This window comes from Devosia sp. MDV22-iso42 (genome assembly GCF_058629155.1).
On sequence record NZ_JBZVWR010000002.1, the window covers coordinates 44,511 to 70,176 of the forward strand.

Here is a 25,666-nt window from a genome sequence, read left to right on the forward strand (position 1 = left end):
AGGGGCGCGGCTCCTGCCGCGCCTCGTCCACCCCGATACTTTTGGAAGCCGATCATGGCCAATGCAGCCGCGCCTGCTCTTTCTGCCCCCAGCATCATCGTCAGGAACAAGGGCATGCTGACCGCGGCGCTGATGCTGGCGACGATCATGCAGGTGCTCGACACCACCATCGCCAATGTCGCGCTGCCGCATATGGCCGCCTCGCTGGGCGCTGCGCAGAACGAGATCACCTGGGTGCTGACCTCCTATATCGTGGCGGCCGCCATCGCCACGCCGCTGACCGGCTGGCTGGCCGATCGGCTCGGGCAGAAGCGGCTGTTCCTGGTCGCCGTCATCGGCTTTACCGTCGCCTCGGCCCTGTGCGGCATTGCCAGCAGCCTGCCCGAAATGGTGGTCTTCCGGCTGATCCAGGGCCTGTTCGGCGCCGTCATCGCGCCGCTGGCCCAGACTGTGCTGCTCAACATCAATCCGCGCGAGAAGATCGGCCAGGCCATGGCCATCTACGGCATGGGCATCATGGTCGCGCCGATCATCGGGCCAACCCTGGGCGGCTGGCTGACCGAGAGCTTTGACTGGCGCTGGGTCTTCCTGATCAATCTGCCGGTCGGCATCGCCGCCGCCTTCATGCTCTGGGCCTTCATGCCGGCCACCGATATCAAGATAAGACGCTTCGACTTTTTCGGCTTTGCCATGCTGGCCATCAGCGTGGGGGCCCTGCAGCTCATGCTCGATCGCGGTGCCGACAATTTCTGGTTCGCCTCGGTCGAGACCTGGATCGAACTGGGCCTGGTCATCTCGGGCCTCTGGGTCTTCATCGTGCACTGCCTGACCGCCGAGAACCCCTTCATCGACATCCGCATCTTCAAGGACCGCAATTTCGTGCTGGCCTCGGTGATGATGTTCGTCGTCGGCATCACGCTGTTTTCCGGCCTGGCGCTGTTGCCGCCGCTGCTGCAGACGCTGATGGGCTATCCGGTGATCTTCTCGAGCGTCATCATGGCGCCGCGTGGCGTTGCCACGCTGCTCTCCATGGTCATCGTCGGTCGCCTCAGCGGCAGGGTCGATCCGCGCATCATGATGCTGTTCGGCACGCTGTGCATGGCCTATTCGCTCTATGGCATGACCAGCTTCAACCTGGAGATGGATTACTGGCCGGTGGTCACCACCGGCGTGATGCAGGGCTTCGGCATGGGCTTCCTCTTCGTGCCGCTCTCCACCATGGCCTTTGCCACCATCGCCCCGCGCTTCCGGGGTGACGCCACCTCCATGTTCGCTCTGGTGCGCAATATGGGGCAGGGCGTTGGCATCTCGCTGGTCACCGCCGTGCTCGCGGCCATGATGCAGGTCAACCATGCCGAACTGGCGATGCGCATCACCGCCACCTCCCAGGCCGTGATGAACCAGATGCCCAGCCTGCTCACCGGCAACCCGACGGTCATCGCCACCATCAATGGCCTGGTCACCCAGCAGTCCGCCATGCTTGCCTATCTCGACGATTTCTGGCTCATGCTGCTGCTCAGCCTGGCCGTGCTGCCGCTGATCCTGCTCATGCGTGGCCCCAAAAAGGCGGTGCGCGAAATGACCGCCGAAGAGAAGGCCCTCGAGCGCGCCCACGCCATGGCGGATTAGCAGGGCCGGCAGGCGCAATCCTGCCGACGTCTTCCGCTCAGTCCGGGGCGTTGCCGGGGTCGCGCCAGGCCATGGCGATCAGTTCCTGCTCGCTCTGCACATGGCGCCGCATGCTGTCGAAGAACGAGCGCAGCAGATAGCCCATGGCGTCGGGCGACAGGGCCGAGCGGCCGCTGCCCAGATCGTGCAGGGCTTCGCTGACCTCTGCCGTGGCGCTCTGATCGGCCAGATGTTCGGCCCGCAGCCGCGCCAGCGTGGGGCCCCATTGCCGGCCCTGACTGGCCTCGAGCAGGGGAAACAGGGTTTCCTCCTCCAGCCGGTGGGTTCGCGCCACCATCGGTTCCAGGCTGGCCGCCAGCGTCAGGCACATCCGCGGCGTAACCGCATGAGGCAGGCTGTCAGCCACGGTTTCCAGGCCGTCGCATAGCGCCAGCAGCTCTCCATAAGTCTGTTCCAGCGCCTCTAGGCGGTGGTGGGGTTCGCTCATCGCGGAATCCGGTTTCCTGGGTGAACCACCATTATAGCATCGCCGCGCCGGGGCTTTTTGACCCCGATCAACTGCGCTCGGATTGATCCGCCCTGGATCGGGCGGACGCGCCACCCTGCTGGTGAGGAATCTGCCCACCAATCGCCCCGCGACCGTCAAAGTGATCACCGCGCTCGGAACTCTTGGGGCGCTCAGTGGTTTACCGTGCACAAACATTCTGGTGAGCACGATGACCCTGTCCTGGACCCAACTGACTTTTTCGCAGCAGCAGGCGCTCAGTGCCCTGTGCGCTGGCCAGAGCGGCATTGACCTCGAGCTCGTCGAGCAATTGCGCAATCTGGGGCTGGCCGAAATCAGGAATGCCAGCGTGGCTGTAAGCCCGCTGGGCGCCATCATCATCCCGACCGCCCTACACTGAACTGCCGACCTCCAAACCGTGCAGTGCTCGGCCCGGCGCAACAGATTTCGATCTGCGGTGTCGGGCCGATTGCCTTTCCACGGGTCGGCCACGCGATCCGCCGTCCCTGGATAATCCTTTGACCATGCTGGAGTTCGACCATGACCGAGAAATCACCGTTCCGGCCCAATAGCCTGCCCACCGGCGCCGATACGACGGCCGGCAAGGACGTCGCCGATCCGCATCCCGAAGTGCATGAGGAGCGTGACAAGGTGCCCAATCCCGGCGGCACGCCGCAGCGCCCCGGTCCCGATATCGGCCCCAACAGCTATGTCCATGATGGTACGCCGCCGCCAAAGCCCGACTACCGGCGCTAGGCGGCCAAGCCGCGCCAGCGCACTGTGACGCTTCAGGCGGAGGCCTGGCAGCCCAGCTTTGACAGCATGCAGGCCAAGGCGAGGCTCTGGCTGGCGACATCGCCCGGCGCAGCGCCGGCAAGAATCGCCTCTTCCAGCTCTGCGGCCCGGCTGGACACCTGGGGCATGCCAAAAATCGCCCCGGCGCCAGCCAGGCCATGGGCAATATGGCCGATGCGCCTGCGGGCTTCGTCGTCAGCGGTCATCTGTGCCGCCAGTTGCTTGAGTTCATCACCTTCCCGGCGAGCACGCGTGGTGAAATGGGCGCGCAGCGCCGCCATTCTGACGTCGAACGGTATTGGCTCAGTCATGCTCGATCCATACAGACGTTGATGCAGGGCGCCCTTCACAAAGCAGATCATGCCTCAAACATCGCCGAGCGCGGCGTCAGGTTTTTCCTGACGCCCGTGCTCAGTGGGCCGGTTAGCTGTTGTCCAGCCAGCCCTCGCTCTGGGCGAACTGAAAGATGTCGGAGCGACTGAACAGGCCAAGCTTGGCCAGACCGCGCGCCTTGTGGGTTTCGGCAGTCTTGGCGGCTATGCCCAGCTGGGCGCCGATCTGCTTGCCCGAAAGGCCGCGCGCCACCATCTGTAGCACTTCGAGCTCCCGCTTGCTCAGCGTCTCGACGCTGGCGCTGGCCGGCGTCGCCTCATTGGCATTGTGCTCGATTTCGAGAAATACCTCGCCCGCCGCGACGGTGCGGATGCAGTTCAGCAGTTCGACGCCCACCGCCGTCTTGCCGATAATGCCCAGCACCCCGTCATCAACCAGCGGGCGCAGGGCCCCCAGGTTGCGCCGCGCGGTGAGCACGATGATAGCAATGTCGGGGTGGTTGGCGCGCAGCCAGCGGATCACCTCCTCCCCCGGCACATCCGGCATGCCGAGGTCGGCCACCACGATGTCGGGAAGCAGCAGGGGAATTTCACACATGGCATGCCGCCCGGACGTGGTGGCGCCGAGGACTGCCAGGTCGTCGGCCTGACCGATCAGCGCGCGCAACGCTTCAATCACCAGCGGATGGTCATCCACCAGATAGATTGTCGTCGGGGAGCCGTCGTCAGCATGCATGGTGTTCTCGGCAGTTAGTCCAAGCAACAGGACGAGTCCTGCAACCGCCAGTTTGACCACTTCGTGGCCGACGGCAAGGGTTTAAATCGTCTCTTGGATTTGCCGTACGTGTCTCATGCCACGCTGGGATCAGCCGATCTGGTAGGGCACAATGCTGCGCCGATCGGCATCGATGACGATGTCGACCGCCAGCGGCGGCACCGACCGCTGCGGGCAACTGCGCCGCTCGCAGATGCGGCAGGCAACGCCGATGGGGTCAAATCGGGCCCGGGCCAGGTCGATATCGCTGCCATAGACCAGCCGGCTGGCATGGCTGATTTCGCAGCCCAAAGCATAGGCATAGCGTCGGGTGATGCCATTATAACCGCCGCTGCGCTTCTCGCTCGACCAGGCCAGGCAAAGATAGCGGTTGCCGTCCGGCGTCTCGGCCAGTTGCCTTATGATCTGGCCCTGCGCCTCGAAGGCCCGGTGCACGTTCCACAGCGGGCAGGCGCCGCCAAAGCGGGCGAATTGCAGCGCAGTGGCCGAATGGCGCTTGGTAATGGTGCCCGCAGCATCGACCCTGGCAAAAAAGAACGGCACGCCCTTTTCGCGCGGGCGCTGCATGCTTGAGAGGCGATGCGCTACCTGTTCGAGGCTGGCGCCGAACAGGTGCGCCAGTTCCTCGATATCGTAGCGATGCGCTTCGGCCGCCTTGAGAAAAGCGCCATAGGGCATGTGCAGCGCCCCGGCGAAATAGTTGGCCAGGCCCATGCGGGCAATCGAGCGCGCCTCGCTGGTCTTGAAGCTGGCCGCATCGAGCAGCTGCGCCAGCAGGGTCGTCTGCTCGATACCGCCCAGATGCGCGGCGATCTGGAAGAACTGCGTCGCCGGCTCGAGCCGTGCATTGATGGCCAGCGTCCGCGTCGAGCGATCATATTCCTTGATGAGGTCGTCTCGGGCAGGGGCGCTCAGCACGACCCGCAGGTCATGCGCTTCGCCGCAATAGGCGATCAGCCGGTTGAGCCGGTCGGGCGCAAAAATGCCCAGCTCGGCCGCCAAAGCCTCGGCTGCGCGGTCGAGCGCATCGAAATAGTTGTCGGCATAGTGGAAGAAGTCGCGCACTTCCTCATAGGCGGTCTGCAGGCCCGCCTGCGGGTTGCGCGTCAGCTCGGCATCGACACTGGCCAGCCGCTCATTGGTTTTGCGATAGGTTTCGTACAGCGAGAGCATAGCCCGGGCCACGTCGGGCGCATTGGCCGTGACCGTTTTGAGCTCCTGCAGATTGGGCATGGTGTCGCCGAACACCGGATCGGCCAAAGCCTCGCGCAGGTCGGCCAGCAGTCGGTCCGAGCCATCGGTCATCAGGCTGGTGAGATCGAGATTGAAGCCATCAGCCAAAGCCAGCATCACCGAGGCGGTGAGCGGCCGCTGGTTGGATTCGATCTGGTTGACATAGGAGGCCGAGATATCGAGCCGCGCCGCCAGCTCGCTCTGGGTCAGCTTGTGCTGGGCGCGCAGCGCCCGCAGCCGGGCGCCGGCAAAGACTTTGCGGTTGGCCATTCACACAACTCCACAACATTGCAACGTTCGGCTTGTGTGATTGTAACAGCCGCGCGCTTTGCTGTCTTGGGAGAAGCGACGCGACGCGCTAGGGTAGTGCCAATAGGGAGAGGCGCATGCAGGAAATCATTGCCCAACTGGAAGCCAAGCGTGGCGAAGCGCGGCTGGGCGGCGGCCAGCGCCGCATCGATACCCAGCACGGCAAGGGCAAGCTGACGGCGCGTGAGCGGCTGAGCGTCTTGCTCGATCCGGGGTCTTTCGAAGAATACGATATGTTCGTCACCCATCGGGCCACCGATTTCGACATGGCCGATACCATCATTCCCGGCGATGGCGTGGTGACCGGTTGGGGTAATATCGACGGGCGACTGGTCTATGTGTTCAGCCAGGATTTCACCGTCTTCGGCGGCTCGCTGAGCGAAACCCATGCCAAGAAGATCTGCAAGATCATGGACCTGGCCATGCAGAACGGCGCGCCGGTGATCGGGCTCAACGACAGTGGTGGCGCCCGCATCCAGGAGGGGGTGGCCAGTCTGGGCGGCTATGCCGACGTGTTCTGGCGCAATGTCCAGGCCTCGGGCGCGGTGCCGCAGATCTCGGTGATCATGGGCCCCTGCGCCGGCGGCGCCGTCTATTCGCCCGCCATGACCGACTTTATCTACATGGTCAAAGACACCAGCTATATGTTCGTCACCGGCCCCGATGTGGTCAAGACGGTGACCAATGAGAGCGTCACCCAGGAAGAGCTGGGCGGCGCCTCGACCCATACCAGGATTTCCTCGGTGGCCGATGCGGCCTTCGAGAACGATATCGAGACCCTGGCCGAAGTGCGCCGGCTTTACGGCTTTCTGCCACTCATGGCGGGCCAGAAGCCGCCGCATCGGGTGACGGCTGACCCCGCCAATCGCGACGATATCAGCCTCGACACCATCATCCCCGCCAGCGCCAACCAGCCCTATGACATGCGCGAGGTGATCGAAAAGATCGCCGACGAGGGCGACTTTTTGGAACTCCAGAAGGACCATGCCGGCAATATCCTGATCGGCTTCATCCGCATGGACGGCCATCCCGTCGGCGTCGTGGCCAACCAGCCGCTGGTGCTGGCAGGATGCCTCGACATCAATGCCTCCAAGAAAGCCGCGCGCTTCATCCGCTTCTGCGACAGCTTTGAAATCCCCATCCTCACTTTGGTCGACGTGCCCGGCTTCCTGCCCGGCGTGGCCCAGGAATATGGCGGCATCATCAAGCATGGCGCCAAGCTCTTGTTCGCCTATGCCGAAGCCTCCGTGCCTTTGGTCACCGTCATCACGCGCAAGGCCTATGGCGGCGCCTATGACGTGATGGCGAGTAAGCACATCAAGGCCGACGTCAACTATGCCTGGCCCTCGGCCGAAATCGCCGTGATGGGCGCCAAGGGCGCCACGGAGATCCTTTATCGCTCTGAACTCGGCGACAAGGAAAAGATCGCCCAGCGCACGGCGGACTATGAAGCGCGTTTCGCCAACCCCTTCGTCGCGGCCGAACGCGGCTTCATCGACGATGTGATCATGCCGCATGGGACAAGACGGCGGGTGATCCGGGCGCTGTCGACCCTGCGCAACAAGAATGTGCAGGGTCCGAAGAAGAAGCACGGGAATATTCCGTTGTGAGGGCCTATGGATATGGAATCGTGGCTGCATCGAAAAGCACAACTGTTCCCCAAGCCAGAGTGCCCAAGCCATAAACTACGAGCAGAGCGGAGACGGTCTGCATGTAGTTTGATTTGGAGTGGGGATGGCCAGTTTCTGGTGTGTCAGGGTGGTCAGCAACCTCCGTTGCCAGGTAGCACAGGAAGCCGCCTATAGCCGCCTGAAGAAGCCAACCAAGCGAGCTGGAAACATCAGACGCAAAGGCCAAATTACTGGCTGATATGCCAGATCCAATTAGCCCAAATGCGGAGAAAATAAGGGCGCCAGATACGGCAATGAGACCGCCGCTAATTCGACGCCCCGCAGAAATACTTAATGTGGGTGGAAATGACATGGCAAGCTCCCTGAAGTCGATTTTTTAGATGTTCTAGGATTCTTCGGATCGAAGATAGAGCACGCCGCAGAAGGATTGGATCACTGGAGTTGCTTGCAAAAATGACGGCCTACGAGGTCCAGTTAGTACAGATAGGCTTCACGCTAGCCGTCTCCCTTCAAGACGGTGGGGGACAATTCGAGCCGGCAGGTTCAGAGGACAAGATATGACCATCACCAAACTCCTCATCGCCAATCGCGGCGAGATTGCCTGTCGGGTCATCAAGACGGCCAAACGCATGGGCATTGCCACCGTCGCGGTCTATTCGGACGCTGACAGGGAGGCGCTGCATGTGCGCATGGCTGACGAGGCCGTGCATATCGGCCCGTCGCCGGCCAAGGATTCTTACCTCCAGATCGACAAGATCATTGCCGCCTGCAAGCAGACGGGCACGCAGGCCGTGCATCCGGGCTATGGCTTTCTGAGCGAGAACCCGAAGTTTGCCCAGGCGCTGGAAGCGGCGGGGATCATCTTTGTCGGTCCCCCGGTTGGGGCCATCGAGGCCATGGGTGACAAGATCACCAGTAAGAAGCTCGCCGCGGCGGCGGGGGTCTCGACCGTGCCCGGCCATATGGGGCTGATCGACGACGCCGAGCATGCCGTTACCATCTCCCGCTCCATCGGCTATCCGGTGATGATCAAGGCTTCGGCCGGCGGTGGTGGCAAGGGCATGCGCATTGCCTGGAACGACGAAGAGGCGCGCGAGGGCTTCGCGCGCTCCAAGTCGGAAGCCGCATCCAGCTTTGGCGATGACCGCATCTTTATCGAGAAATTCGTCACCGAGCCGCGCCATATCGAGATCCAGCTGATCGGCGATAGCCACGGCAACGTGCTCTATCTCAACGAGCGCGAATGCTCGATCCAGCGGCGCAACCAGAAGGTCATCGAGGAGGCGCCATCGCCTTTCCTTGATGAGGCCACGCGCAAGGCCATGGGCGAGCAGTCGGTGGCCCTGGCCAAGGCCGTCGGCTACCAGAGCGCCGGCACGGTGGAGTTCATCGTCGACAAGGATAGGAAATTCTATTTCCTTGAGATGAATACCCGCCTGCAGGTCGAGCATCCGGTCACCGAACTGATCACCGGGCTCGACCTGGTGGAACTGATGCTGCGCGCCGCCAATGGCGAAAAGCTACCGCTGACCCAGGACCAGGTGCAGCGCAATGGCTGGGCGATCGAAAGCCGGCTCTATGCCGAAGATCCCTATCGCAACTTCCTGCCCTCCACCGGCCGCCTCACGAAATATCGGCCACCGGCCGAAAGCGCGTCAGAGACGCTGCATGTCCGCAATGATACCGGGGTTTTCGAGGGCGGGGATATCTCGACCTTTTACGATCCGATGATCGCCAAGCTCTGCACCTGGGCGCCGACGCGGATCGAGGCGATCGACGCCATGGCGGTGGCGCTCGACAGTTTCGAGGTCGAGGGGGTGGGCAATAATCTGCCCTTCCTCGCCACGGTGATGGAGCAGGAGCGCTTTCGCGAAGGCCGGCTGACCACCGGCTATATTGCCGAGGAGTTCCCCGAGGGCTTTACCGGCGCCACGCTGAGCGAACAGCACCAGCTCGACGTTGCTGCCGCCGCGGCCCTGCTGATGAGCCGGCGCGAGGCGCGGCATGGCTTTGCAGCGAGCGAGTGGCACTGGCATGTGCAGATCGGCGAGCAGGCGCTGCCGGTCACGGTGGGCGAGACGGAAGATGGCTATACGGTGGGCGCCGACTGGCGCAGCGTGGCGGCGCGGCTCGACTGGGTGCCCGGCGCCGGACTGGCCCGGATCGACTGGTCCGATGGACGGCAGTCGGTGTTCAAGGTCAGGGCGACCACGACGGGGTTCCGCATCCGCTATCGCGGCGCCGACCTCAAGGTGCAGGTGCTGCCGCCCCATGTCGCGAGCCTGCTCAAATATATGCCGGTCAAGGTTCCGCCCGACATGAGCAAGTTCCTGCTCTGCCCCATGCCGGGGCAGGTGGTGCGCATCGACGTGGTGGTGGGCGAGATCGTCGAGGACGGGCAAACCCTGGCGGTCGTCGAGGCCATGAAGATGGAAAACGTGCTCAAGGCGGAAAAACGGGCGCGTGTCAGCAAGGTCCATGCGGTGGCCGGCTCGGTGTTGGCGGTCGATCAGGTGATCCTCGAATTTGAGGCGGTGGCATGAGCGACAAGACCAATTTCGTCCGCTGGGCCGAGCTTGCCCAGAAGGAATTGCGGGACACCCCGCTGGCTTCGCTCGACCGCGATTATGGCGGCATTGAAGTCAAGCCGGTCTATTTCGGCGAGGATTCAGAGGTCCCCGGCGCCGAGCCGTTTACCCGCGGCGTGCGCGCGACCATGTATGCCAACCGGCCCTGGACCATAAGGCAATATGCCGGCTTTTCGACGGCCAAGGAGAGCAATGCCTTTTACCGCCAGGCGCTGGAAAAGGGGCAGAAGGGGCTTTCGGTCGCCTTCGACCTGGCCACCCATCGCGGCTATGACAGCGACCATCCGCGCGTGGTCGGCGATGTCGGCAAGGCCGGCGTCGCCATCGATAGCGTCGAGGACATGAAGATCCTCTTTGACGGCATTCCGCTCGACCAGATGAGCGTGTCGATGACCATGAATGGCGCCGTTATCCCGGTTCTGGCCATGTTCATTGTCGCGGCCGAAGAGCAGGGCGTGGCCCAGGCCAAGCTCGAGGGCACCATCCAGAACGATGTGCTCAAGGAGTTCATGGTCCGCAATACCTATATCTACCCGCCTGAACCGAGCATGCGCATTGTCGGCGATATTATCGCCTATACCGCCGAGCACATGCCCAAGTTCAATTCGATCTCGATTTCTGGCTATCACATGCACGAGGCCGGGGCGACGGCGGTGCAGGAGCTGGCCTTCACCCTGGCCGACGGCATGGAATATGTCCGCGCCGCGCAGGCCCGCGGGCTCGATATCGATGCCTTTGCCGGCAGGCTGAGCTTCTTTTTCGGCATCGGCATGAACTTCTTCCTCGAAGTCAGCAAGCTGCGCGCTGCCCGCCAGCTCTGGAGCGAGATCATGACCGGGCTGGGCGCCAAGGACCCGCGCTCCAAGATGCTGCGCACCCACTGCCAGACCTCGGGCGTGTCGCTGACCGAGCAGGACCCGCACAACAATATCGTGCGCACCACCATCGAGGCTTTGGCCGCCACTTTGGGCGGCACGCAGAGCCTCCACACCAACAGCTTTGACGAAGCCATTGCGCTGCCGACGGAATTTTCCAGCCGCATCGCCCGCAATACCCAGCTGATCCTGCAGCATGAAAGCCGCATCACCGACGTCGTCGATCCGCTGGGCGGCTCCTACTATGTCGAGGCGCTGACCGCCGACCTGGTGGCGGGCGTCAAGGCGCTGATCGGCGAGGCCGAGGCGCAGGGCGGTATGACCAAGGCCGTGCAGAGCGGGGAGCCCAAGCTGGCGATCGAAAAGGCCGCGGCTTTGCGCCAGGCTCGGGTCGACCGCGGCGAGGATGTCATTGTCGGCGTCAACCGCTACCGGCTCGATGTTGAGGACGCCCTTGAGGTGCGCGACATCGACAATGCCAAGGTGCGCCTCGAACAGATCGCGCTGCTCGGCCGCGTCAGGGCCGGCCGCGACGAGGAGAAATGCCAGTCCATGCTCGATGCACTGCGCGAATATGCGGCCAAGGACGAGGGCAACCTGCTCGACGCCGCTGTGGCCGCTGCACGGGCTCGGGCGACTTTGGGCGAGATCAGCCTGGCGCTGGAAGACGTGTTCGGCCGCCACCACGCCGTCACCCGGGTCATTTCCGGCGTCTATGCCCAGGGCTATGGCGACGATCCCGAATTTGCCGCCATTGCTGGTCGCATCGCCGCCTTCAAGGCGAGCCGGGGCAGGGCACCCTCGATCTTCATCGCCAAGATGGGCCAGGACGGCCATGATCGCGGCGCCAAGGTGATCGCCAGCGCCTTTGCCGATCTGGGGTTCCTCGTCCATATGGGCGACCTGTTCGAAACCGCCGGCGAAGTGGCGGCCCATGCCGACGAGCTCAAGGTCGATGCCGTCGGCGTCTCCTCGCTGGCGGCCGGGCACAAGACGCTGGTGCCCGAACTGATCGCGGCGCTCAAGGATCGCGAGCTGGAGGACGTCACCGTCATTGTCGGCGGCGTCATCCCTGAGCAGGATTATGATTTCCTGCTCGATAGCGGCGTCGCAGCGATCTTCGGCCCGGGGACGAACGTGCTGAGCGCCGCCTTTTCGGTGCTCAGCCAGATCGAGGGAAGGCTCTCCAACCGATGATCGGCCGGCTCAACCATATCGCCCTCGCCGTGCCGGATCTGGCAGCCGCCTCGGCCAGATATCGCGACCTGCTCGGCGCCCATATCGGCCAGCCGCAGGCGCTGCCCGAGCATGGGGTGACGGTGGTGTTCATCGATACCGGCAATACCAAGGTGGAACTGCTCGAGCCGCTGGGTGCGACCTCACCGATTGCCGCCTTCCTGGCCAAGAACCCGAGTGGCGGCATGCACCATATCTGCTTTGAGGTGCCCGATATCGCTGCAGCGGCGGCGGCGCTGACGACGGGCGGGGCGCGGGTGCTGGGCGATGGCAGGCCCAAGACCGGCGCCCATGGCAATCCGGTGCTGTTCCTGCATCCCAAGGATTTCGACGGCACGCTGATCGAGCTGGAAGAGGTTCGGCCCGAAAGCCATTGAGGGCACCCGCTGCGCGGATGCCCTCAATTCCGTAGTCTTTCCTTATTGCGCCGCGACGGCCTGCGGCTGATCCAGACCGGCCAAAAGCCGGGCGCGGCGCAGGCTTTCGGGCTGTTCGCTGCGGTGGCGGCGGCCGATTTCCATCATCATCACGGTATCGGGCAGGACCTGCAGTGCGCCGAAGATGTGGTCCCAGTCGATATCGCCCCAGCCCAGCGGCATATGCAGGTCGCCGATGCCCATGGCGGTGTTTTCCTGCGGGAAGAAGGGCTTGTAGAAGCCCTGCGGGCGGCCGAAGCTGTCATGCACGTGCAGATGGCCGGTGACCGGCGCCATGGCGGCGATCTCCTCGTAAAAGCTCAGGCCCTTATAGGTGCTTTCGATATAGGCGTGGCTGAAGTCGATCAGCGCCACCACATTGGGGTGGTTGACGGCCTTGACCGTGGCGGCCACTTCGCTGGGGGTCTGGCGATACTGGCCCAGTTCGGTGGTGAAGATGTTTTCCAGCGCAATGCGCACGCCATAGGGGCGGGCGAAGTCGGCCAGTTCGGTCAGGGCTTCCCGCTCGCGCTGGTCGGCGCCGGCACGCTCATGAATCTGGTCGGCGCGCAGGCACCCGCCATGCTGCACGAGGATCCGCGCGTCGACGCGGTCGCAGACTTCCACCAGCGCCTTGGCGGCGGCCAGCTGGTACTTCTGCGTGTCCGGGTCCATGAAGTTGGACGAGACCAAGCCATGCACGGTGTAGCGGAAATCGAACTGGCTGGTAATGGCGAGCAGGCGCTCGAGCCGCTCGGGCAGGATGCGGCCGCCGGAAATGAGATCGATGCTGGTCAGGCCCAGCTCGACCGTGTCGACGCCGATATCGGCCAGGCGGCGCAGGTCAGCCTCGAGGCTGAACAGTTCGCCGTCATCCGAACCGGCATTGAATCCCGTTGCGATGATATTGCTCATGAAAAATCTCCAGATCAGGCGTTGATGCGGGCATTGGTGGCAGACGTATTGGCGGCGCCAAGATCGACGCGGCGGCCGGTATCGTGGCTGAACACATGCGTGTCGACGGCTTCGAAGCTCAGGTGGATCGGCAGGCCGGTGCCCAGCGCGTCATTGCCGGTGTCGATGGCAATGATGCGGCTGCCATCGGCATTGGCATAGACCAGCCGGGCAGCGCCTAGCTCTTCGGTGTAATCGACAACGGCGGCAATCGCGCCCTTGGTGCCGGCGGGAACACGACGTACCAGTTCGGGGCGCACGCCCAGCGAGACTTCCTGGCTGGCGAGGCCCGACGAGAGGCTTGGCAGATGGATCATGCCGCCCTGGCCATGGCGGAAATAGCCGTCATCGCTGAAAAAGCCGCGGATCAGGTTCATCGCCGGCGAGCCGATGAAGTCGGCGACGAACAGGCTGGCGGGGCGGTGATAGACCTCGCTGGGCCGGCCCACCTGCTCCACCACGCCCTGGTTCATGATGATCAGCCGGTCGGCCAGGGTCATCGCCTCGGTCTGGTCATGGGTCACGAAAACGGAGGTGACGCCGAGGCTGCGATGCAGGCCCCTCACTTCGGCGCGCATGGCCACGCGCAGCTTGGCGTCGAGGTTGGAGAAGGGCTCGTCGAACAGGAAGACCTTGGGCTCGCGCACCATGGCGCGGGCCATGGCGACGCGCTGGCGCTGGCCGCCCGAGAGCTCGCCCGGCTTGCGGTCGAGATAGGGCTCGAGGCCGACGGAGGTGGCGACCTTCATCACCTTGATTTCGCGCTCGGCCTTTTTCATGCCGGCCACCTTGAGGGCATAGCCGACATTCTGGCGCACCGTCATATGCGGATAAAGCGCATAGTTCTGGAACACCATGGCGCAGCCGCGCTCGCGCGGCTCGAGCTTGTTGACCACGGCGCCGCCAATGGCGATCTCGCCTTCGCTGATCTCTTCGAGCCCGGCAATCATGCGCAGCAGGGTGGACTTGCCGCAGCCCGAGGGCCCCAGGATGACGACGAATTCGCCGGCTTCGATCTCGACATCCACGCCATGGATGACATGGGCCTTGCTCTTGGCATAGCGCTTCTTGACGCCTGAAATGCTGATGGCTGACATGGATTGTCTCACTTGTCGTTGGAGATGAGGCCGCGCACGAACCAGCGCTGCATGAAGGCTACGACCAGCAAAGGCGGCAGCATGATGATGAGGGCGCCCGCCATGGTGACGTTCCAGTCGGGCGTGCCATTGGGATCGGGGATAAGGGCCTTGAGCTGCATCACCACGGTGCCGAAATTGGCCCGGTCGGTGGTGATCAGCAGTGGCCACAGATACTGGTTCCAGCTCGAGACGAACATGATGGTGGCCAGCGCCAGCATATTGGTGCGGCTGAGCGGGATCAGCACCTCAAAAAAGAAGCGCATCGGCCCGGCGCCATCCATCTTGGAGGCTTCGACCAGCTCATCGGGAATGGTCATGAAGAACTGGCGGTAGAGGAAGGTACCGGTGGCGGTGGCCACCAGCGGCAGGATCAGCCCGGGATAGGAGTTGAGCAGGTTCCATTCGAGCCCGATGCGGATGCCCGAAAGGGTTTCGACCAGCCCGGTCAGCCCAAAGGTATCAAGGATGAACTGGAAGGGCTGCAGGGCATTGGCGGCGATGGCATAGGTCGGCACGATACGCACTTCGAGCGGCAGCATCAGCGTGGCAAAGATCAGCCAGAAGCAGATCATCCGGCCCCGGAAGTTGAAGAACACGATGGCAAAGGCCGACAGGGCCGCCAGGATGATCTTGCCGGTGGTAACCCCGACCGCCACGATGAAACTGTTGAGCATTTTGGGGCCGAGATCGGCCCGCGCCCAGGCAGCCTGCAGGTTGTCGAGCAGATGGCTCGAGGGCAGCAGCGAAATCGGCACCTGGCTGACTTCCTGCAGCGACTGCGAGCCGGCCACGAAGGTGATCCAGAACGGCACCAGCACGAAGAACATGCCGAACACCATCACCGCATAGGTAACGAAGTCGAAGAAAGGCGAACGTTCGATCATGACCGGTCCTCAGGTATAGTGGATGCGCTTTTCGACCCATTTGAACTGGACGAAAGTGAGCGAGATGACGAGCAGCATGAGCACGATCGACTGAGCGGCGGCGCCGGAGTAATCGAGCCCCTTGAAGCCGTCGAAATAGATCTTGTAGACCATGACCTCGGTGCTCCCGAACGGGCCGCCTTCGGTCATGGTGTCGATCAGGCCGAAGCTGTCGGTGAAGCTCGAAATCAGGTTGATGATGAGCAGGAAAAAGGCGGTCGGCGCGATCAGCGGCAATTGCAGATCGATCATGCGGGTGAAGGGTCGCGCGCCATCCATGGCCCCGGCCTCGGAAATCGAGCGCGGGATCATCTGCAGGGCGGCGAGGAAGAAGATAAAGTTGTAGCCGATGCCCAGCCAGGAATGGCAGACGATGATCATGGCCAGCGCCTGGAAGCCATTGATGGCCGGGTTCCAGATGCCGGGAAAAACGTCGTTGATGGCGCCGACGAGACCGGCCTCGGGGGCAAAGATGAAGCGGAAGGCCACGCCGGCAGCCGGTGCGGCAATGGCATAGGGCCAGACAAAGACCGACTGGAACAGTCGCGTGCCCTTGAGCGAGCGATCGACGAATACCGCCAGGGTCAGCGCCATGGCCATCGACAGGATGGTGGTGCAGCTGGCGTAGAACGCGCTGCGGGCCACGGTGCTCCAGTAGTCGCTGTCGCGGAAGATGTTGAGAAAATTGTCCCAGCCGACCCAGCTATTGCCGCCACCCCAGGGCTGTTCGAGCGTGAACGCCCAGTAGAGCGCCTGCGTGGTGGGCCAGTAGAAAAACACCATGACCAGCAGCAATTGCGGCCCGATCAGCAGCCAGGGCAGGGAGCCATTGTTGAAAAATGCGCGACGTTCCATGGGGCACCCGCTTTAGAGCCAAGAGAATGGGTGCGGGCGACCATGCCGCCCGCACCCGCGATTAAGCCGATCAGGGGAGAACGGCATCCTTGTAGGTGGCCTGGAAGCGGCGCAGGATCTCGTTACCCTTGGCATCGAAGCTTTCCAGCGCAGTCTGGACCGGGGTGTTGTTGAACATCACGTCCTGCATGGTCTTGACCATTTCGGCGCGGATCGAGGCGTAATTGCCCAGGCGGATGCCGCGGGTGTTTTCGGTCGGCGGGGTGAAGGTCAGGCTTTCAATGGCCTTTTCGCGGCCCTTGTAGGGAGCTTCGTTGTAGAAGCCCTTGGCGGTCATGGCTTCAAAGCCGGTATTGGTGACGGGGATATAACCGGTCACGGTCGACCACCATTCGGTCTGCTCAGGGGTGGCCAGGAAGTTGTAGAACGCGGCCGCGCCCTTGTATTCTTCTTCCGACTTGCCCTTGAGGGTCCACAGCGAGGCGCCGCCGACGAGGCTATTGGTGCGCTCATGGCCTTCGAGCATGGGCAGCATGGCGACGTCCCAGTTCAGGCCATCGACGGCCTTGGCAATAACGCTGCCATGGCTGGCGATCGAGCCCGAGAAAATCTGGCAATTGCCATTGGCAAACGAGTCCAGATCGCCTTCGCCGACATCCTTGCCCTTATGGACAAACAGGCCTTCGTCATACATGGCCTTGAACCAGGTCAGCTGGTCCACGAACAGGCCCTTGCTGACAACCATTTCGGCGTCGAGGCCGCCAAAGCCATTGCCCTTGGTGGCGATGGGCTGGTTGTGGATGGCCGAGAACTGCTCGAACCACTGCCAGGCACCGGCTGGGTCAAATGCCACGGGGCATTCGTAGCCGGCTTCCTTCATCTTGCGGGCGACGTCTTCGACTTCGGTCCAGGTGGTGGGCAGGCCGTCAAAGCCGACCTTGGCCAGGGCGTCGGTGTTGTAATAGATCATCGCCGTCGAGGAGTTGAACGGCATCGACAGCAGTTCGCCCTTCGAGGTCGAATAATAGGAAGCGATGCCGGAGAAATAGTTCGACCAGTCGATGTCGAAGCCGTTTTCGGTCATCAGCTGACCGATCGGCAGATAGGCCTGGCTCAGCATCAGGTCGAGCGTGCCGGCGTCGAAGATCTGCGTGACGGTGGGCTGCTTGTTGGCGCGGAACGCGGCAATCGTGTTCTGCAGGTTGGTGTCGTAGTCATTCTGGCTGATGCAGACGATCTCGTAGTCGGCCTGCGACTCGTTGAAGGTCTTGCACATGTCCTGGATGCGGTCGCTCAGGTCGCCCGACAAGCCATACCAGAACTCGAACTTGGTCTGAGCCATGACGGGGGAGGCGGTCAGCGCGATAACGGCGAGGGTGGAGGCTGCACCGAGCAGCGTGTTGCGTGTCATTTGGAACGTCTCCGGGAAAGCTTGTGCCAAGGGTTGGCGGGCGGACTCCTAGAACCCCTGTTTGACGGTTCCCTTGCGGATTGGTGACTGTTCACCGACAGTTGCATGACGAGTCGATGAACGTGCCTCAGTCGCCAAACTGTCATCATCTTGCGCTAGCGCAGGGGCGCATCGCCCCGATAGAAACCCAGAAATGAGCTGCCATGAACAGTGTCGCCCTCGGAGACCTCGTCCTCACCAATGCCCGGATCGTCTTGGCCAGTGAGGTGCTGGAGGGCTCCGTGCGCGTGGACGGCGGCGTCATCACCGATATCGGCACGCCCAGCCGGACCGGCACCGACCTGGACGGGGATTACCTGATCCCGGGCCTGGTCGAGCTGCATACCGACCACCTCGAGACCCATTATGCGCCGCGCCCCAAGGTGCGCTGGAACCCGGTGGCCGCCGTGCAGGCGCATGACGCCCAGGTCGCCGCTTCGGGCATTACCACCGTGCTCGACGCCATCCGCATCGGGCTCGACGAACAGACCGATATCGGCGCCGAGGACATGCGCACCCTGGCCGGCGCCATCCGCGCCGGCAACGAAGCCGGAAGGCTGCGGGCGGAACACTTCATCCACCTGCGCTGCGAGGTCTCGGCCCCCGATTGTCTCGAAAGCTTCCTCGCCATCATCGACGATCCGCAGGTGCGCCTGGCCTCGCTGATGGACCACGCTCCCGGCCAGCGCCAGTTCGCCAGCCTCGACGCCTACAAGGCCTATTACCAGGGCAAGACCAAGATGAGCGACGCCCAGCTCGACGAGTTCTCCGAGCGCCGCAACCGCCAGTCCCAGGCCCATGCCGGCCCGTTCCGCCGCGCCATTGCCGATATCTGCCATGACAAGGGTATCGTGCTGGCCAGCCATGACGACGCCACCCGCGCCCATGTCGAGGAGGCGGTCGATCTGGGCCTGCACATTGCCGAATTCCCCACCACGCTGGAAGCCGCCCGCGCCTCGCGCCAGGCCGGCATGGCCATTCTGATGGGCGGCCCCAATGTGGTGCGCGGTGGTTCGCATTCCGGCAATGTCTCGGCGCGGGTTCTGGCCGAGGCCGATCTGCTCGATATTCTGTCGTCCGACTACATTCCCTTCTCCATGCTGCAATCGGCATTTTCGCTCGCCGACAATGTGGAGGGGATAAGTCTGCCCAAGGCCGTGCAGCTGGTGACCAAACGCCCGGCCGAGGCCGGCGGTTTCCAGGACCGCGGCGAGATTGCCGTGGGCAAGCGCGCCGATTTCGTGCATCTGCGCATCGAGGACGGTATTCCCATCGTCCTTACCGTCTATCGGGAAGGTCGCCGCGTCATATGAAGGGCAATTTTGTCGCCGTGGTCGGGCCCAGTGGCGCCGGCAAGGACAGCCTGATCGGCTTTGCCCGCGCGCGGCTTGAGCCCACCGGGCTGATCCATGTCGTGCGTCGCGTGGTGACGCGGCTGGCCGATGGCGGCAGCGAAGACCATGACAGCATGGACGAGGCCAGCTTTGCCCAGGCCGAGCAGGACGGCGCCTTTGCCCTGACCTGGGAGGCGCACGGCCTGCGCTATGGCCTGCCCATTTCGCTCGAAGACGACCTGCGCGCGGGCAGGGTGGTGGTGGCCAATCTGTCGCGCGCCATGATCGCGGCGCTGGTCGCGCGCTATCCCGATGCCGTGGTCGTGGCGGTATCGGCCGACCGCGACGTCATCGCGCGTCGGCTGGCGGGACGGGGCCGTGAAACGGCGGAATCGATCCAGCAGCGTATCCAGCGCCAGGTTGCCGACCGCCTGCCGGCCAGCACGCTGCGCATCGACAATTCCGGCGCGCTGGAAGCGGCGGGCGAGCAATTTGTGCAGTTGTTGCAGGACCTCATCCACCAGACGCAGCGCGCCTAGACCACCAGTTCCATCCGTTCGGCCGGAAACCGGCTGAGGGCGTAGGAGATGGGGTTGCCCGCGCCATCCTCGTCGATGGCTTCCGAGACCAGCAGGATCGCCCCGGCCGACAGGCCCAGCAGCTGGGTTTCCTCGGCATCGGCATGGCGGGCCGAGATGCGCGTGGTGGCGCGCGCATAATCGGTTAGGCCATAGCTGGCAAAGACGGCCGTGAACGACCCTTTTTCGATGATGCGCTGCGCCACATCGGGAAACTGTCGATAGGCCAGCCAGGTGGTGGCGCGCGACAGCGGTATGCCATCGGCCGATGACAGGCCCTCGATGCGCACCACCTTGGCGCCCGGCTTGATGCCCAGCGCCTGGGCTATGGTGGCATTGGCATTTTCGATTTTGTGGCCCAGATGGCGGCCGCTGATGCTGCGCGCCTGGCCGGCCAGGCCCTCGGAAAAGCGGGTGCGCCGGCCGATCGGATAGCTCAGCCGCCTGGCGCTGCGGACAAAGGTGCCGCGCCCCTGTTCGGCCCCCACCACCCCCTCTTCGGCCAGCACGGCCAGCGCCCGCCTCACCGTATGGCGATTGGCGGAAAAGCGTGTCGCCAGAACGGCTTCGGTGGGAAGCCTGTCACCGCTGGCAAGCTTGCCGCCGATGATATCGAGGCGAATGGCATCGGCGATGCGGCGCCACAGAGCGACCCCGCCCAGTTCATCCCGGTTTTTTGTCATTGCAAAGTCACATGGAAAGCCTAAGACCAAAATAGTGAGATTAGTTGTCTAATCCATTAGACAAATAGAGGCAAGCATGCAGCATGCAGAACCCATCGAACACAATCGCCGCAAGGCGGCGCTGGACGTGCTGGCGGCCGCGCCGGCGCGCGAACTGGCCGCCGTCTGGGACGCCTGGGCCGACAAGCCGGACTTTACCCGCATCCGTGGCCCCGAAGTGGGCCTCGTCATGGTGCGCGGCCGGGCCGGCGGTGGCGGCGCGCCCTTCAATATGGGTGAAGCCTCGGTCAGCCGCGCCAGCGTGCGCATTGTAAGCGGGCAGGTGGGGCATGGGTATTGCCTCGGCCGGGACCTGGCCAAGGCCGAGGTCATCGCGGTGATCGACGCGCTGTTCCAGCGCGCGCCGGACGCAGTGGAGGCCGAGATCGTCGCGCCTCTGGCGGCTTTGGCGCAACGCGGCGACCAGAAACGCCGCGACGAGACGGCGGCCACCCGGGTCGATTTCTTCACCATGGTGCGCGGGGATAACTGAGATGGATAGTCTTCTTGAGGGCGGTTTCGCCGATCCGGTGCTGCACAGCCAGACCAGTTTTCGCGCCATCATGGATGCGCTGGCCCATCCCGGCACGCTGAAAAACCTCGTCACACCCCAGTCGATCTCGCATAGCCTTTCCCCCGAATTGGTTAGCATCCTGCTGACCCTTTCAGATCATGACACCCCCGTCTGGTTGGACGCGGGCCTGCGCGGCGATGGTACTATCGGAACATGGCTGGGCTTTCACAGCGGGGCGCCGCTGGTTGAGGCGCCGGAAAAAGCGACCTTTGCCGTGGCCAGCGGGGCAGGGCAGCTGCCAGAATTGAACCAGTTCAACCTGGGCACCCAGGAATATCCCGACCGCTCGACCACAGTGGTGCTGGCCGTGCCCGCGCTGAGCGGCGGCGCGGTGCTCAGCCTGCGCGGGCCGGGCATCAAGGACCACCTCCATATTAGCCCAAAGGGCCTGCCCGCGGATTTCATCGCGCAATGGGCGGCCAACCGCGCGCTGTTTCCGCGCGGCGTCGACCTGCTGCTGGTCGCCGAGGGCCAGGTCATGGGTCTGCCGCGCTCGACGCGCATTTCGGAAGGACACTGACATGTATGTAGCCGTCAAGGGCGGTGAAGCCGCCATTGCCAATGCCCATGCTCTGCTGGCCGACCGGCGCCGCGGCGACCGCTCGGTGCCCGGATTGCGGCTCGACCAGATCGTCGAGCAGCTCGGGCTGGCCGTCGATCGCACCATGGGCGAAGGCTCGCTCTACGATACCGAACTGGCCGCTTTGGCGCTGCTGCAGGCGCGGGGCGACCTGATCGAGGCGATCTTCCTGGTGCGCGCCTATCGCACCACCTTGCCGCGCTTCGGCTATAGCCAGCCCATGGATACCGGCGCCATGCTGATCGAACGCCGCATCTCGGCCACCTTCAAGGACCTGCCCGGCGGCCAGCTGCTGGGTCCGACCTTCGACTATACCCATCGCCTGCTCGATGCCGCGCTGGTGGGTGGCACGGTGCCGGCGCCGCTGACCCGGCCAGCCGAGGTCGAGGCGGCGCCGCGCGTCACCGACCTGCTGGGTCGCCAGGGGCTGATGGAGCCCGATGGCGAGACCGATCCCGATGCCGAGGTCGGCGACCTGACGCGCGAACCACTCGACTTTCCGCTCAACCGCGACCTGCGGCTGCAGGCTCTGGCCCGCGGCGACGAGGGGTTTTTGCTGGCTCTGGCCTATTCCACCCAGCGCGGCTATGGCCGCAGCCATCCCTTTGTCGGCGAAATCCGCATCGGCGAGGTCGATGTCGAGTTCGACGTGCCCGAGCTCGGCTTTGCCGTCAATCTGGGGCGCATCCGCGTCACCGAATGCCAGATGGTCAACCAGTTCAAGGGCTCAGCCAAGCTGGCGCCGCAGTTCACCCGCGGCTATGGCCTGGTCTTCGGCCAGGCCGAGCGCAAGGCCATGGCCATGTCGCTGGTCGACAGGGCGCTAAGGGCTCGCGAATTCGGCGAGGACCTGGTGGCCCCGGCCCAAGACGAGGAATTCGTCATCGCCCATTGCGACAATGTGCAGGCGACCGGCTTCGTCGAGCACCTCAAGCTCCCCCATTACGTCGATTTCCAGGCCGAGCTCGACATGATCCGCCGCATGCGCGCCGAACATGAAGCCGCCGCACTCAAGGAGGCCGCGGAATGACCGCCACCGCCCAGTATAACTTTGCCTATCTCGACGAGCAGACCAAAAGGATGATCCGCAGGGCCATTCTCAAGGCCATTGCCATTCCCGGCTATCAGGTGCCGTTTTCGAGCCGGGAAATGCCCATGCCCTATGGCTGGGGCACCGGCGGCGTGCAGGTGACGGCCTCGATCATCGGGCCGGACGACGTGCTCAAGGTCATCGACCAAGGCGCCGACGACACCACCAATGCGGTCTCGATCCGCGCCTTCTTCGCCAAGGTGGCGCAGGTAGCGACGACGACGCATACCGCCGAGGCCACCATCATCCAGACCCGCCACCGCATCCCCGAAAAGAAACTCGGGGCCGGGCAGATCCTAGTCTATCAGGTGCCGATCCCCGAGCCTTTGCGCTTCCTCGAACCGCGCGAAACCGAGACGCGCAAGATGCACGCGCTCGAGGAATATGGGCTGATGCACGTCAAGCTCTATGAGGACATTGCCCGGCACGGCCGCATCGCCACCACCTATGCCTATCCGGTCAAGGTCGAGGGCCGCTATGTCATGGACCCCAGCCCGACGCCCAAATTCGACAATCCCAAAATGCACATGTCAGAGGCGCTGCAGCTGTTCGGCGCCGGGCGCGAGCACCGCATCTATGCCGTGCCGCCGCATACCGAAGTGGTGAGCCTGGATTTCGAAGACCATCCCTTCGCCATCCAGCATTTCGAGCAGCCCTGCGCGCTCTGCGGGGCCGAACAGGTCTATCTCGACGAGGTCATTCTCGATGACCAGGGCGGGCATATGTATGTGTGCTCGGATACCGACAATTGCGAGGAACGCCGCGCGGCGGGACATGTGGGGACACTCGGTGTCGCCCAGGAGGCAGCGGAATGAGCAGTGAACCTCTCCTGCGCGTCGACAATCTCACCAAATATTACGGCTCCCGCCTCGGCTGCGCCGATGTCAGTTTTGAACTCTGGCCCGGCGAAGTGCTGGCCATTGTCGGGGAATCCGGCTCGGGCAAGACCACCTTGCTCAATTCCCTATCGGCGACGCTGGAGCCCACGTCCGGCCAGACGCATTACCGCATGCGCGACGGGGCATGGCGCAATATCTATGACCTCAGCGAGGCCGAGCGGCGCTTTCTCGTCCGCACGGACTGGGGCTTCGTGCACCAGAACCCGGCCGACGGATTGCGCATGACCGTCTCGGCCGGCGCCAATGTCGGCGAGCGGCTGATGGCGGTGGGCGACCGCCACTATGGCCAGATCCGCGCCACGGCGCTCGACTGGCTCGGAAGGGTGGAAATCGCTGCCGACCGCATCGACGACCAGCCGCGCAGCTTTTCCGGCGGCATGCGGCAGCGCCTGCAGATCGCCCGCAACCTCGTCACCGGGCCACGGCTGGTCTTCATGGACGAGCCGACCGGCGGTCTGGATGTGTCGGTACAGGCGCGCCTGCTCGATCTCTTGCGCGGCCTGGTGGGCGAACTGGGGCTGGCGGCCATCGTCGTGACGCATGACCTGGCCGTGGCGCGGCTCCTCAGCCACCGCATGATGGTGATGAAGGATGGCCATGTGATCGAGGCGGGGCTCACCGACCGCGTGCTCGACGATCCGCGCGAACCCTATACCCAGCTGCTCGTCAGCTCGATCCTGCAGGTGTGATGATGACCGCCCTTACTGTCAAAAATCTCAGCAAGACCTTCACCATGCATCTGCGCGACGGGATCGTGCTGCCGGTGGTGGAACATGTGAACTTTCACGTTCAGCCCGGCGAATGCGTCGTGCTGGGCGGGCCGTCGGGGGCGGGCAAGAGCTCGATCCTCAAAATGGTCTATGGCAATTATGGCGTCGATGCCGGGTCCATTGTCATCCAGCACCATGGGGAGGCGGTCGATCTGGCCACGGCCGATCCGCGTACCGTGCTGACGCTGCGGCGCGATTCCATCGGCTATGTCAGCCAGTTCCTGCGCACCGTGCCGCGCGTTTCGGCGCTCGACGTGGTGGCCGAGCCGCTGGTGATCCGCGGCGTGGACAAGGCCGAGGCGCAGGCGCGCGCGAAGCATCTGCTGGCCCGGCTCAACCTGCCCGAACGGCTGTGGAGCCTGCCGCCGGCGACCTTTTCGGGCGGCGAACAGCAGCGCGTCAATATTGCGCGCGGCTTCATCACCGACCATCCCGTGCTGCTGCTCGACGAGCCGACCGCCTCGCTCGACGCCACCAACCGCGCTGTCGTCGTCGCCATGATCGGGGAGAAGAAGGCGCAGGGCGTGGCCCTGCTCGGCATCTTCCACGACGAGGAGGTGCGGAGCCAGGTCGCCGACCGCATTCTCGATGTCACCGCTTTTGCCCCGGAGCTTGCCGCATGAAAAAGCTTGGCCTCGAACCCGCCATCCACCCCAGCGCCAAGGTCCATCAATCCACTTTGGGCCGTTATACCGAGGTGGGCGCCGGCTGCACCGTGTCCTATTCGAGCCTGGGCGATTATTCCTACTGCGTGGGCGGCACCCAGATCGCCTATTCCAGCATCGGCAAGTTCTCCAATATCGCGGCCAATGTGCGCATCTATGCGAGCATGCACCCGATGGGCCGCGCCTCGCTGCACCATTTCACCTATCGCTCGGCGCAATATTTCGAGGGCGAGGAGGATGACCAGAGCTTTTTCGACTGGCGCGAGAGCACACCCATCAGCATTGGCCACGACACCTGGATCGGCCATGGCGCGGTGATCATGCCCGGCGTGACTGTGGGCAATGGCGCCATTATCGGCTCCAATGCGGTGGTGACCAAGGACGTCGCCGATTTCGCTATCGCCGTGGGCGTCCCGGCCCGAACCATCAGGCAGCGCTTTTCCGATGACGTGGCCTCACGGCTCGACGCCATGGCCTGGTGGGACTGGAGCCACGACAAGCTGCACCAGGCGCTGCCCGATTTCCGCAAGCTCGGCATTGAGGCGTTTCTGGAGAAATATGAAGGGTAGGGGCGACCTCTCCACATACTCGATCGTCACCCTTGGGCTTGACCCGAGGGCACTTCACTTAACCAGCGCACCGCAAGTGCAGAGCCCTCGGGTCAAGCCCGAGGGTGACGGCCGGTGGGTAAGTTGGATAGGTGCCTGGGACACCCTGCAAACCTACCACAAACGCGCCTGTGCATCGTCATGTAACCGTCACCAAATCTACATGCGCACGTAATCTGCTCGCCCTAGGTCTGCCACACT

27 protein-coding genes are annotated in these 25,666 nt (G+C 63.7%); 16 read left to right on the forward strand and 11 right to left on the reverse strand.

Annotated elements, in window-relative coordinates; translation table 11 throughout:
* Positions 1-54: 54 nt before the first annotated feature.
* A complete protein-coding gene (locus AC4NN3_RS00755; protein WP_491925236.1) occupies positions 55-1,629 on the forward strand; it encodes a DHA2 family efflux MFS transporter permease subunit in 1,575 nt (524 codons plus the stop codon).
* Positions 1,630-1,666: 37 nt separating this feature from the next.
* Here the strand turns inward: AC4NN3_RS00755 and AC4NN3_RS00760 are convergent, their stop codons facing one another.
* On the reverse strand, positions 1,667-2,116 hold the full coding sequence (locus AC4NN3_RS00760) for a hemerythrin domain-containing protein (RefSeq protein ID WP_491925237.1): 450 nt from the start codon (positions 2,114-2,116) through the stop codon (positions 1,667-1,669).
* A 229-nt stretch (positions 2,117-2,345) separates the two neighbouring features.
* Here AC4NN3_RS00760 and AC4NN3_RS00765 point away from each other — a divergent pair, with 229 nt between their 5' ends.
* Both AC4NN3_RS00765 and AC4NN3_RS00770 read left to right on the forward strand, forming a co-directional pair.
* Positions 2,346-2,534: a hypothetical protein gene (locus AC4NN3_RS00765; protein WP_491925238.1), complete on the forward strand. Its 189-nt coding sequence runs from the start codon at positions 2,346-2,348 to the stop codon at positions 2,532-2,534.
* Positions 2,535-2,674: 140 nt separating this feature from the next.
* Positions 2,675-2,890 carry a hypothetical protein gene (locus AC4NN3_RS00770; protein WP_491925239.1) on the forward strand — a complete coding sequence of 72 codons (216 nt, stop codon included), beginning with the start codon at positions 2,675-2,677 and terminating at the stop codon, positions 2,888-2,890.
* A 32-nt stretch (positions 2,891-2,922) separates the two neighbouring features.
* Here the strand turns inward: AC4NN3_RS00770 and AC4NN3_RS00775 are convergent, their stop codons facing one another.
* From AC4NN3_RS00775 to AC4NN3_RS00785, 3 genes are all read right to left on the reverse strand, one after another.
* Positions 2,923-3,240 carry an Hpt domain-containing protein gene (locus tag AC4NN3_RS00775; RefSeq protein WP_491925240.1) on the reverse strand — a complete coding sequence of 106 codons (318 nt, stop codon included), beginning with the start codon at positions 3,238-3,240 and terminating at the stop codon, positions 2,923-2,925.
* 112 nt (positions 3,241-3,352) lie between these two features.
* Entirely contained in the window at positions 3,353-3,997 is a 645-nt protein-coding gene (locus AC4NN3_RS00780) for a response regulator (protein ID WP_491925241.1), read from the reverse strand.
* A gap of 129 nt (positions 3,998-4,126) precedes the next feature.
* Complete coding sequence (locus AC4NN3_RS00785; protein ID WP_491925242.1) at positions 4,127-5,539, reverse strand: helix-turn-helix domain-containing protein; 1,413 nt, start codon at positions 5,537-5,539, stop codon at positions 4,127-4,129.
* 116 nt (positions 5,540-5,655) lie between these two features.
* Here AC4NN3_RS00785 and AC4NN3_RS00790 point away from each other — a divergent pair, with 116 nt between their 5' ends.
* Positions 5,656-7,188 carry an acyl-CoA carboxylase subunit beta gene (locus AC4NN3_RS00790; RefSeq protein ID WP_491925243.1) on the forward strand — a complete coding sequence of 511 codons (1,533 nt, stop codon included), beginning with the start codon at positions 5,656-5,658 and terminating at the stop codon, positions 7,186-7,188.
* A 4-nt stretch (positions 7,189-7,192) separates the two neighbouring features.
* On the opposite strand, the gene AC4NN3_RS00795 is transcribed toward AC4NN3_RS00790, so the two are convergent.
* Positions 7,193-7,561 carry a hypothetical protein gene (locus AC4NN3_RS00795; protein WP_491925244.1) on the reverse strand — a complete coding sequence of 123 codons (369 nt, stop codon included), beginning with the start codon at positions 7,559-7,561 and terminating at the stop codon, positions 7,193-7,195.
* 205 nt (positions 7,562-7,766) lie between these two features.
* Between AC4NN3_RS00795 and AC4NN3_RS00800 the strand changes: the two genes are divergently transcribed.
* Genes AC4NN3_RS00800 through mce form a run of 3 tightly spaced genes read left to right on the forward strand, consistent with a single transcriptional unit; the run spans position 7,767 to position 12,285 of the window.
* Positions 7,767-9,752 (forward strand): acetyl-CoA carboxylase biotin carboxylase subunit, encoded by a 1,986-nt coding sequence (locus tag AC4NN3_RS00800; RefSeq protein ID WP_491925245.1) that lies wholly within the window; start codon positions 7,767-7,769, stop codon positions 9,750-9,752.
* Positions 9,749-11,869: a methylmalonyl-CoA mutase gene (gene scpA / locus AC4NN3_RS00805; protein ID WP_491925246.1), complete on the forward strand. Its 2,121-nt coding sequence runs from the start codon at positions 9,749-9,751 to the stop codon at positions 11,867-11,869. Before AC4NN3_RS00800 ends, scpA begins: the two co-directional genes overlap by 4 nt.
* A complete protein-coding gene (mce, locus tag AC4NN3_RS00810; RefSeq protein WP_491925247.1) occupies positions 11,866-12,285 on the forward strand; it encodes a methylmalonyl-CoA epimerase in 420 nt (139 codons plus the stop codon). Before scpA ends, mce begins: the two co-directional genes overlap by 4 nt.
* Before the next feature lie 42 nt (positions 12,286-12,327).
* On the opposite strand, the gene AC4NN3_RS00815 is transcribed toward mce, so the two are convergent.
* The 5 genes from AC4NN3_RS00815 to AC4NN3_RS00835 form a co-directional block, all read right to left on the reverse strand.
* Positions 12,328-13,239 carry a TIM barrel protein gene (locus AC4NN3_RS00815; protein WP_491925248.1) on the reverse strand — a complete coding sequence of 304 codons (912 nt, stop codon included), beginning with the start codon at positions 13,237-13,239 and terminating at the stop codon, positions 12,328-12,330.
* Positions 13,240-13,253: 14 nt separating this feature from the next.
* Entirely contained in the window at positions 13,254-14,375 is a 1,122-nt protein-coding gene (locus AC4NN3_RS00820; protein ID WP_491925249.1) for an ABC transporter ATP-binding protein, read from the reverse strand.
* Between the two features lie 8 nt (positions 14,376-14,383).
* Positions 14,384-15,301: an ABC transporter permease subunit gene (locus AC4NN3_RS00825; protein WP_491925250.1), complete on the reverse strand. Its 918-nt coding sequence runs from the start codon at positions 15,299-15,301 to the stop codon at positions 14,384-14,386.
* 9 nt (positions 15,302-15,310) lie between these two features.
* Positions 15,311-16,195, reverse strand: coding sequence for an ABC transporter permease subunit (locus AC4NN3_RS00830; RefSeq protein ID WP_491925251.1), 885 nt, complete (start codon positions 16,193-16,195; stop codon positions 15,311-15,313).
* A gap of 70 nt (positions 16,196-16,265) precedes the next feature.
* Positions 16,266-17,606, reverse strand: coding sequence for an extracellular solute-binding protein (locus tag AC4NN3_RS00835; protein WP_491925252.1), 1,341 nt, complete (start codon positions 17,604-17,606; stop codon positions 16,266-16,268).
* 203 nt (positions 17,607-17,809) lie between these two features.
* Between AC4NN3_RS00835 and AC4NN3_RS00840 the strand changes: the two genes are divergently transcribed.
* Positions 17,810-18,958, forward strand: coding sequence for an alpha-D-ribose 1-methylphosphonate 5-triphosphate diphosphatase (locus AC4NN3_RS00840; protein WP_491925253.1), 1,149 nt, complete (start codon positions 17,810-17,812; stop codon positions 18,956-18,958).
* Positions 18,955-19,518, forward strand: a complete 564-nt coding sequence (phnN, locus tag AC4NN3_RS00845) for a phosphonate metabolism protein/1,5-bisphosphokinase (PRPP-forming) PhnN (protein WP_491925254.1) — start codon at positions 18,955-18,957, stop codon at positions 19,516-19,518. The genes AC4NN3_RS00840 and phnN overlap by 4 nt, the downstream gene beginning before the upstream one ends.
* Here the strand turns inward: phnN and phnF are convergent.
* Positions 19,515-20,240, reverse strand: a complete 726-nt coding sequence (gene phnF, locus AC4NN3_RS00850; RefSeq protein WP_491925255.1) for a phosphonate metabolism transcriptional regulator PhnF — start codon at positions 20,238-20,240, stop codon at positions 19,515-19,517. The genes phnN and phnF overlap by 4 nt on opposite strands.
* Positions 20,241-20,316: 76 nt before the next feature.
* Between phnF and phnG the strand changes: the two genes are divergently transcribed.
* The 7 genes from phnG to AC4NN3_RS00885 are packed head-to-tail and all read left to right on the forward strand — an operon-like array spanning position 20,317 to position 25,426.
* Positions 20,317-20,772 (forward strand): phosphonate C-P lyase system protein PhnG, encoded by a 456-nt coding sequence (gene phnG, locus AC4NN3_RS00855; RefSeq protein WP_491925256.1) that lies wholly within the window; start codon positions 20,317-20,319, stop codon positions 20,770-20,772.
* A gap of 1 nt (position 20,773) precedes the next feature.
* Positions 20,774-21,373, forward strand: a complete 600-nt coding sequence (phnH, locus tag AC4NN3_RS00860; protein WP_491925257.1) for a phosphonate C-P lyase system protein PhnH — start codon at positions 20,774-20,776, stop codon at positions 21,371-21,373.
* Position 21,374: 1 nt separating this feature from the next.
* The gene (locus AC4NN3_RS00865; RefSeq protein WP_491925258.1) at positions 21,375-22,463 is read left to right on the forward strand and encodes a carbon-phosphorus lyase complex subunit; all 1,089 of its coding nucleotides are present in this window, start codon (positions 21,375-21,377) and stop codon (positions 22,461-22,463) included.
* Complete coding sequence (locus AC4NN3_RS00870; RefSeq protein ID WP_491925259.1) at positions 22,460-23,338, forward strand: alpha-D-ribose 1-methylphosphonate 5-phosphate C-P-lyase PhnJ; 879 nt, start codon at positions 22,460-22,462, stop codon at positions 23,336-23,338. Before AC4NN3_RS00865 ends, AC4NN3_RS00870 begins: the two co-directional genes overlap by 4 nt.
* Entirely contained in the window at positions 23,335-24,111 is a 777-nt protein-coding gene (gene phnK, locus AC4NN3_RS00875) for a phosphonate C-P lyase system protein PhnK (protein WP_491925260.1), read from the forward strand. The genes AC4NN3_RS00870 and phnK overlap by 4 nt, the downstream gene beginning before the upstream one ends.
* On the forward strand, positions 24,111-24,815 hold the full coding sequence (phnL, locus tag AC4NN3_RS00880; protein ID WP_491925261.1) for a phosphonate C-P lyase system protein PhnL: 705 nt from the start codon (positions 24,111-24,113) through the stop codon (positions 24,813-24,815). Before phnK ends, phnL begins: the two co-directional genes overlap by 1 nt.
* The gene (locus tag AC4NN3_RS00885; protein ID WP_491925262.1) at positions 24,812-25,426 is read left to right on the forward strand and encodes a DapH/DapD/GlmU-related protein; all 615 of its coding nucleotides are present in this window, start codon (positions 24,812-24,814) and stop codon (positions 25,424-25,426) included. The genes phnL and AC4NN3_RS00885 overlap by 4 nt, the downstream gene beginning before the upstream one ends.
* Positions 25,427-25,666 lie beyond the last annotated feature (240 nt).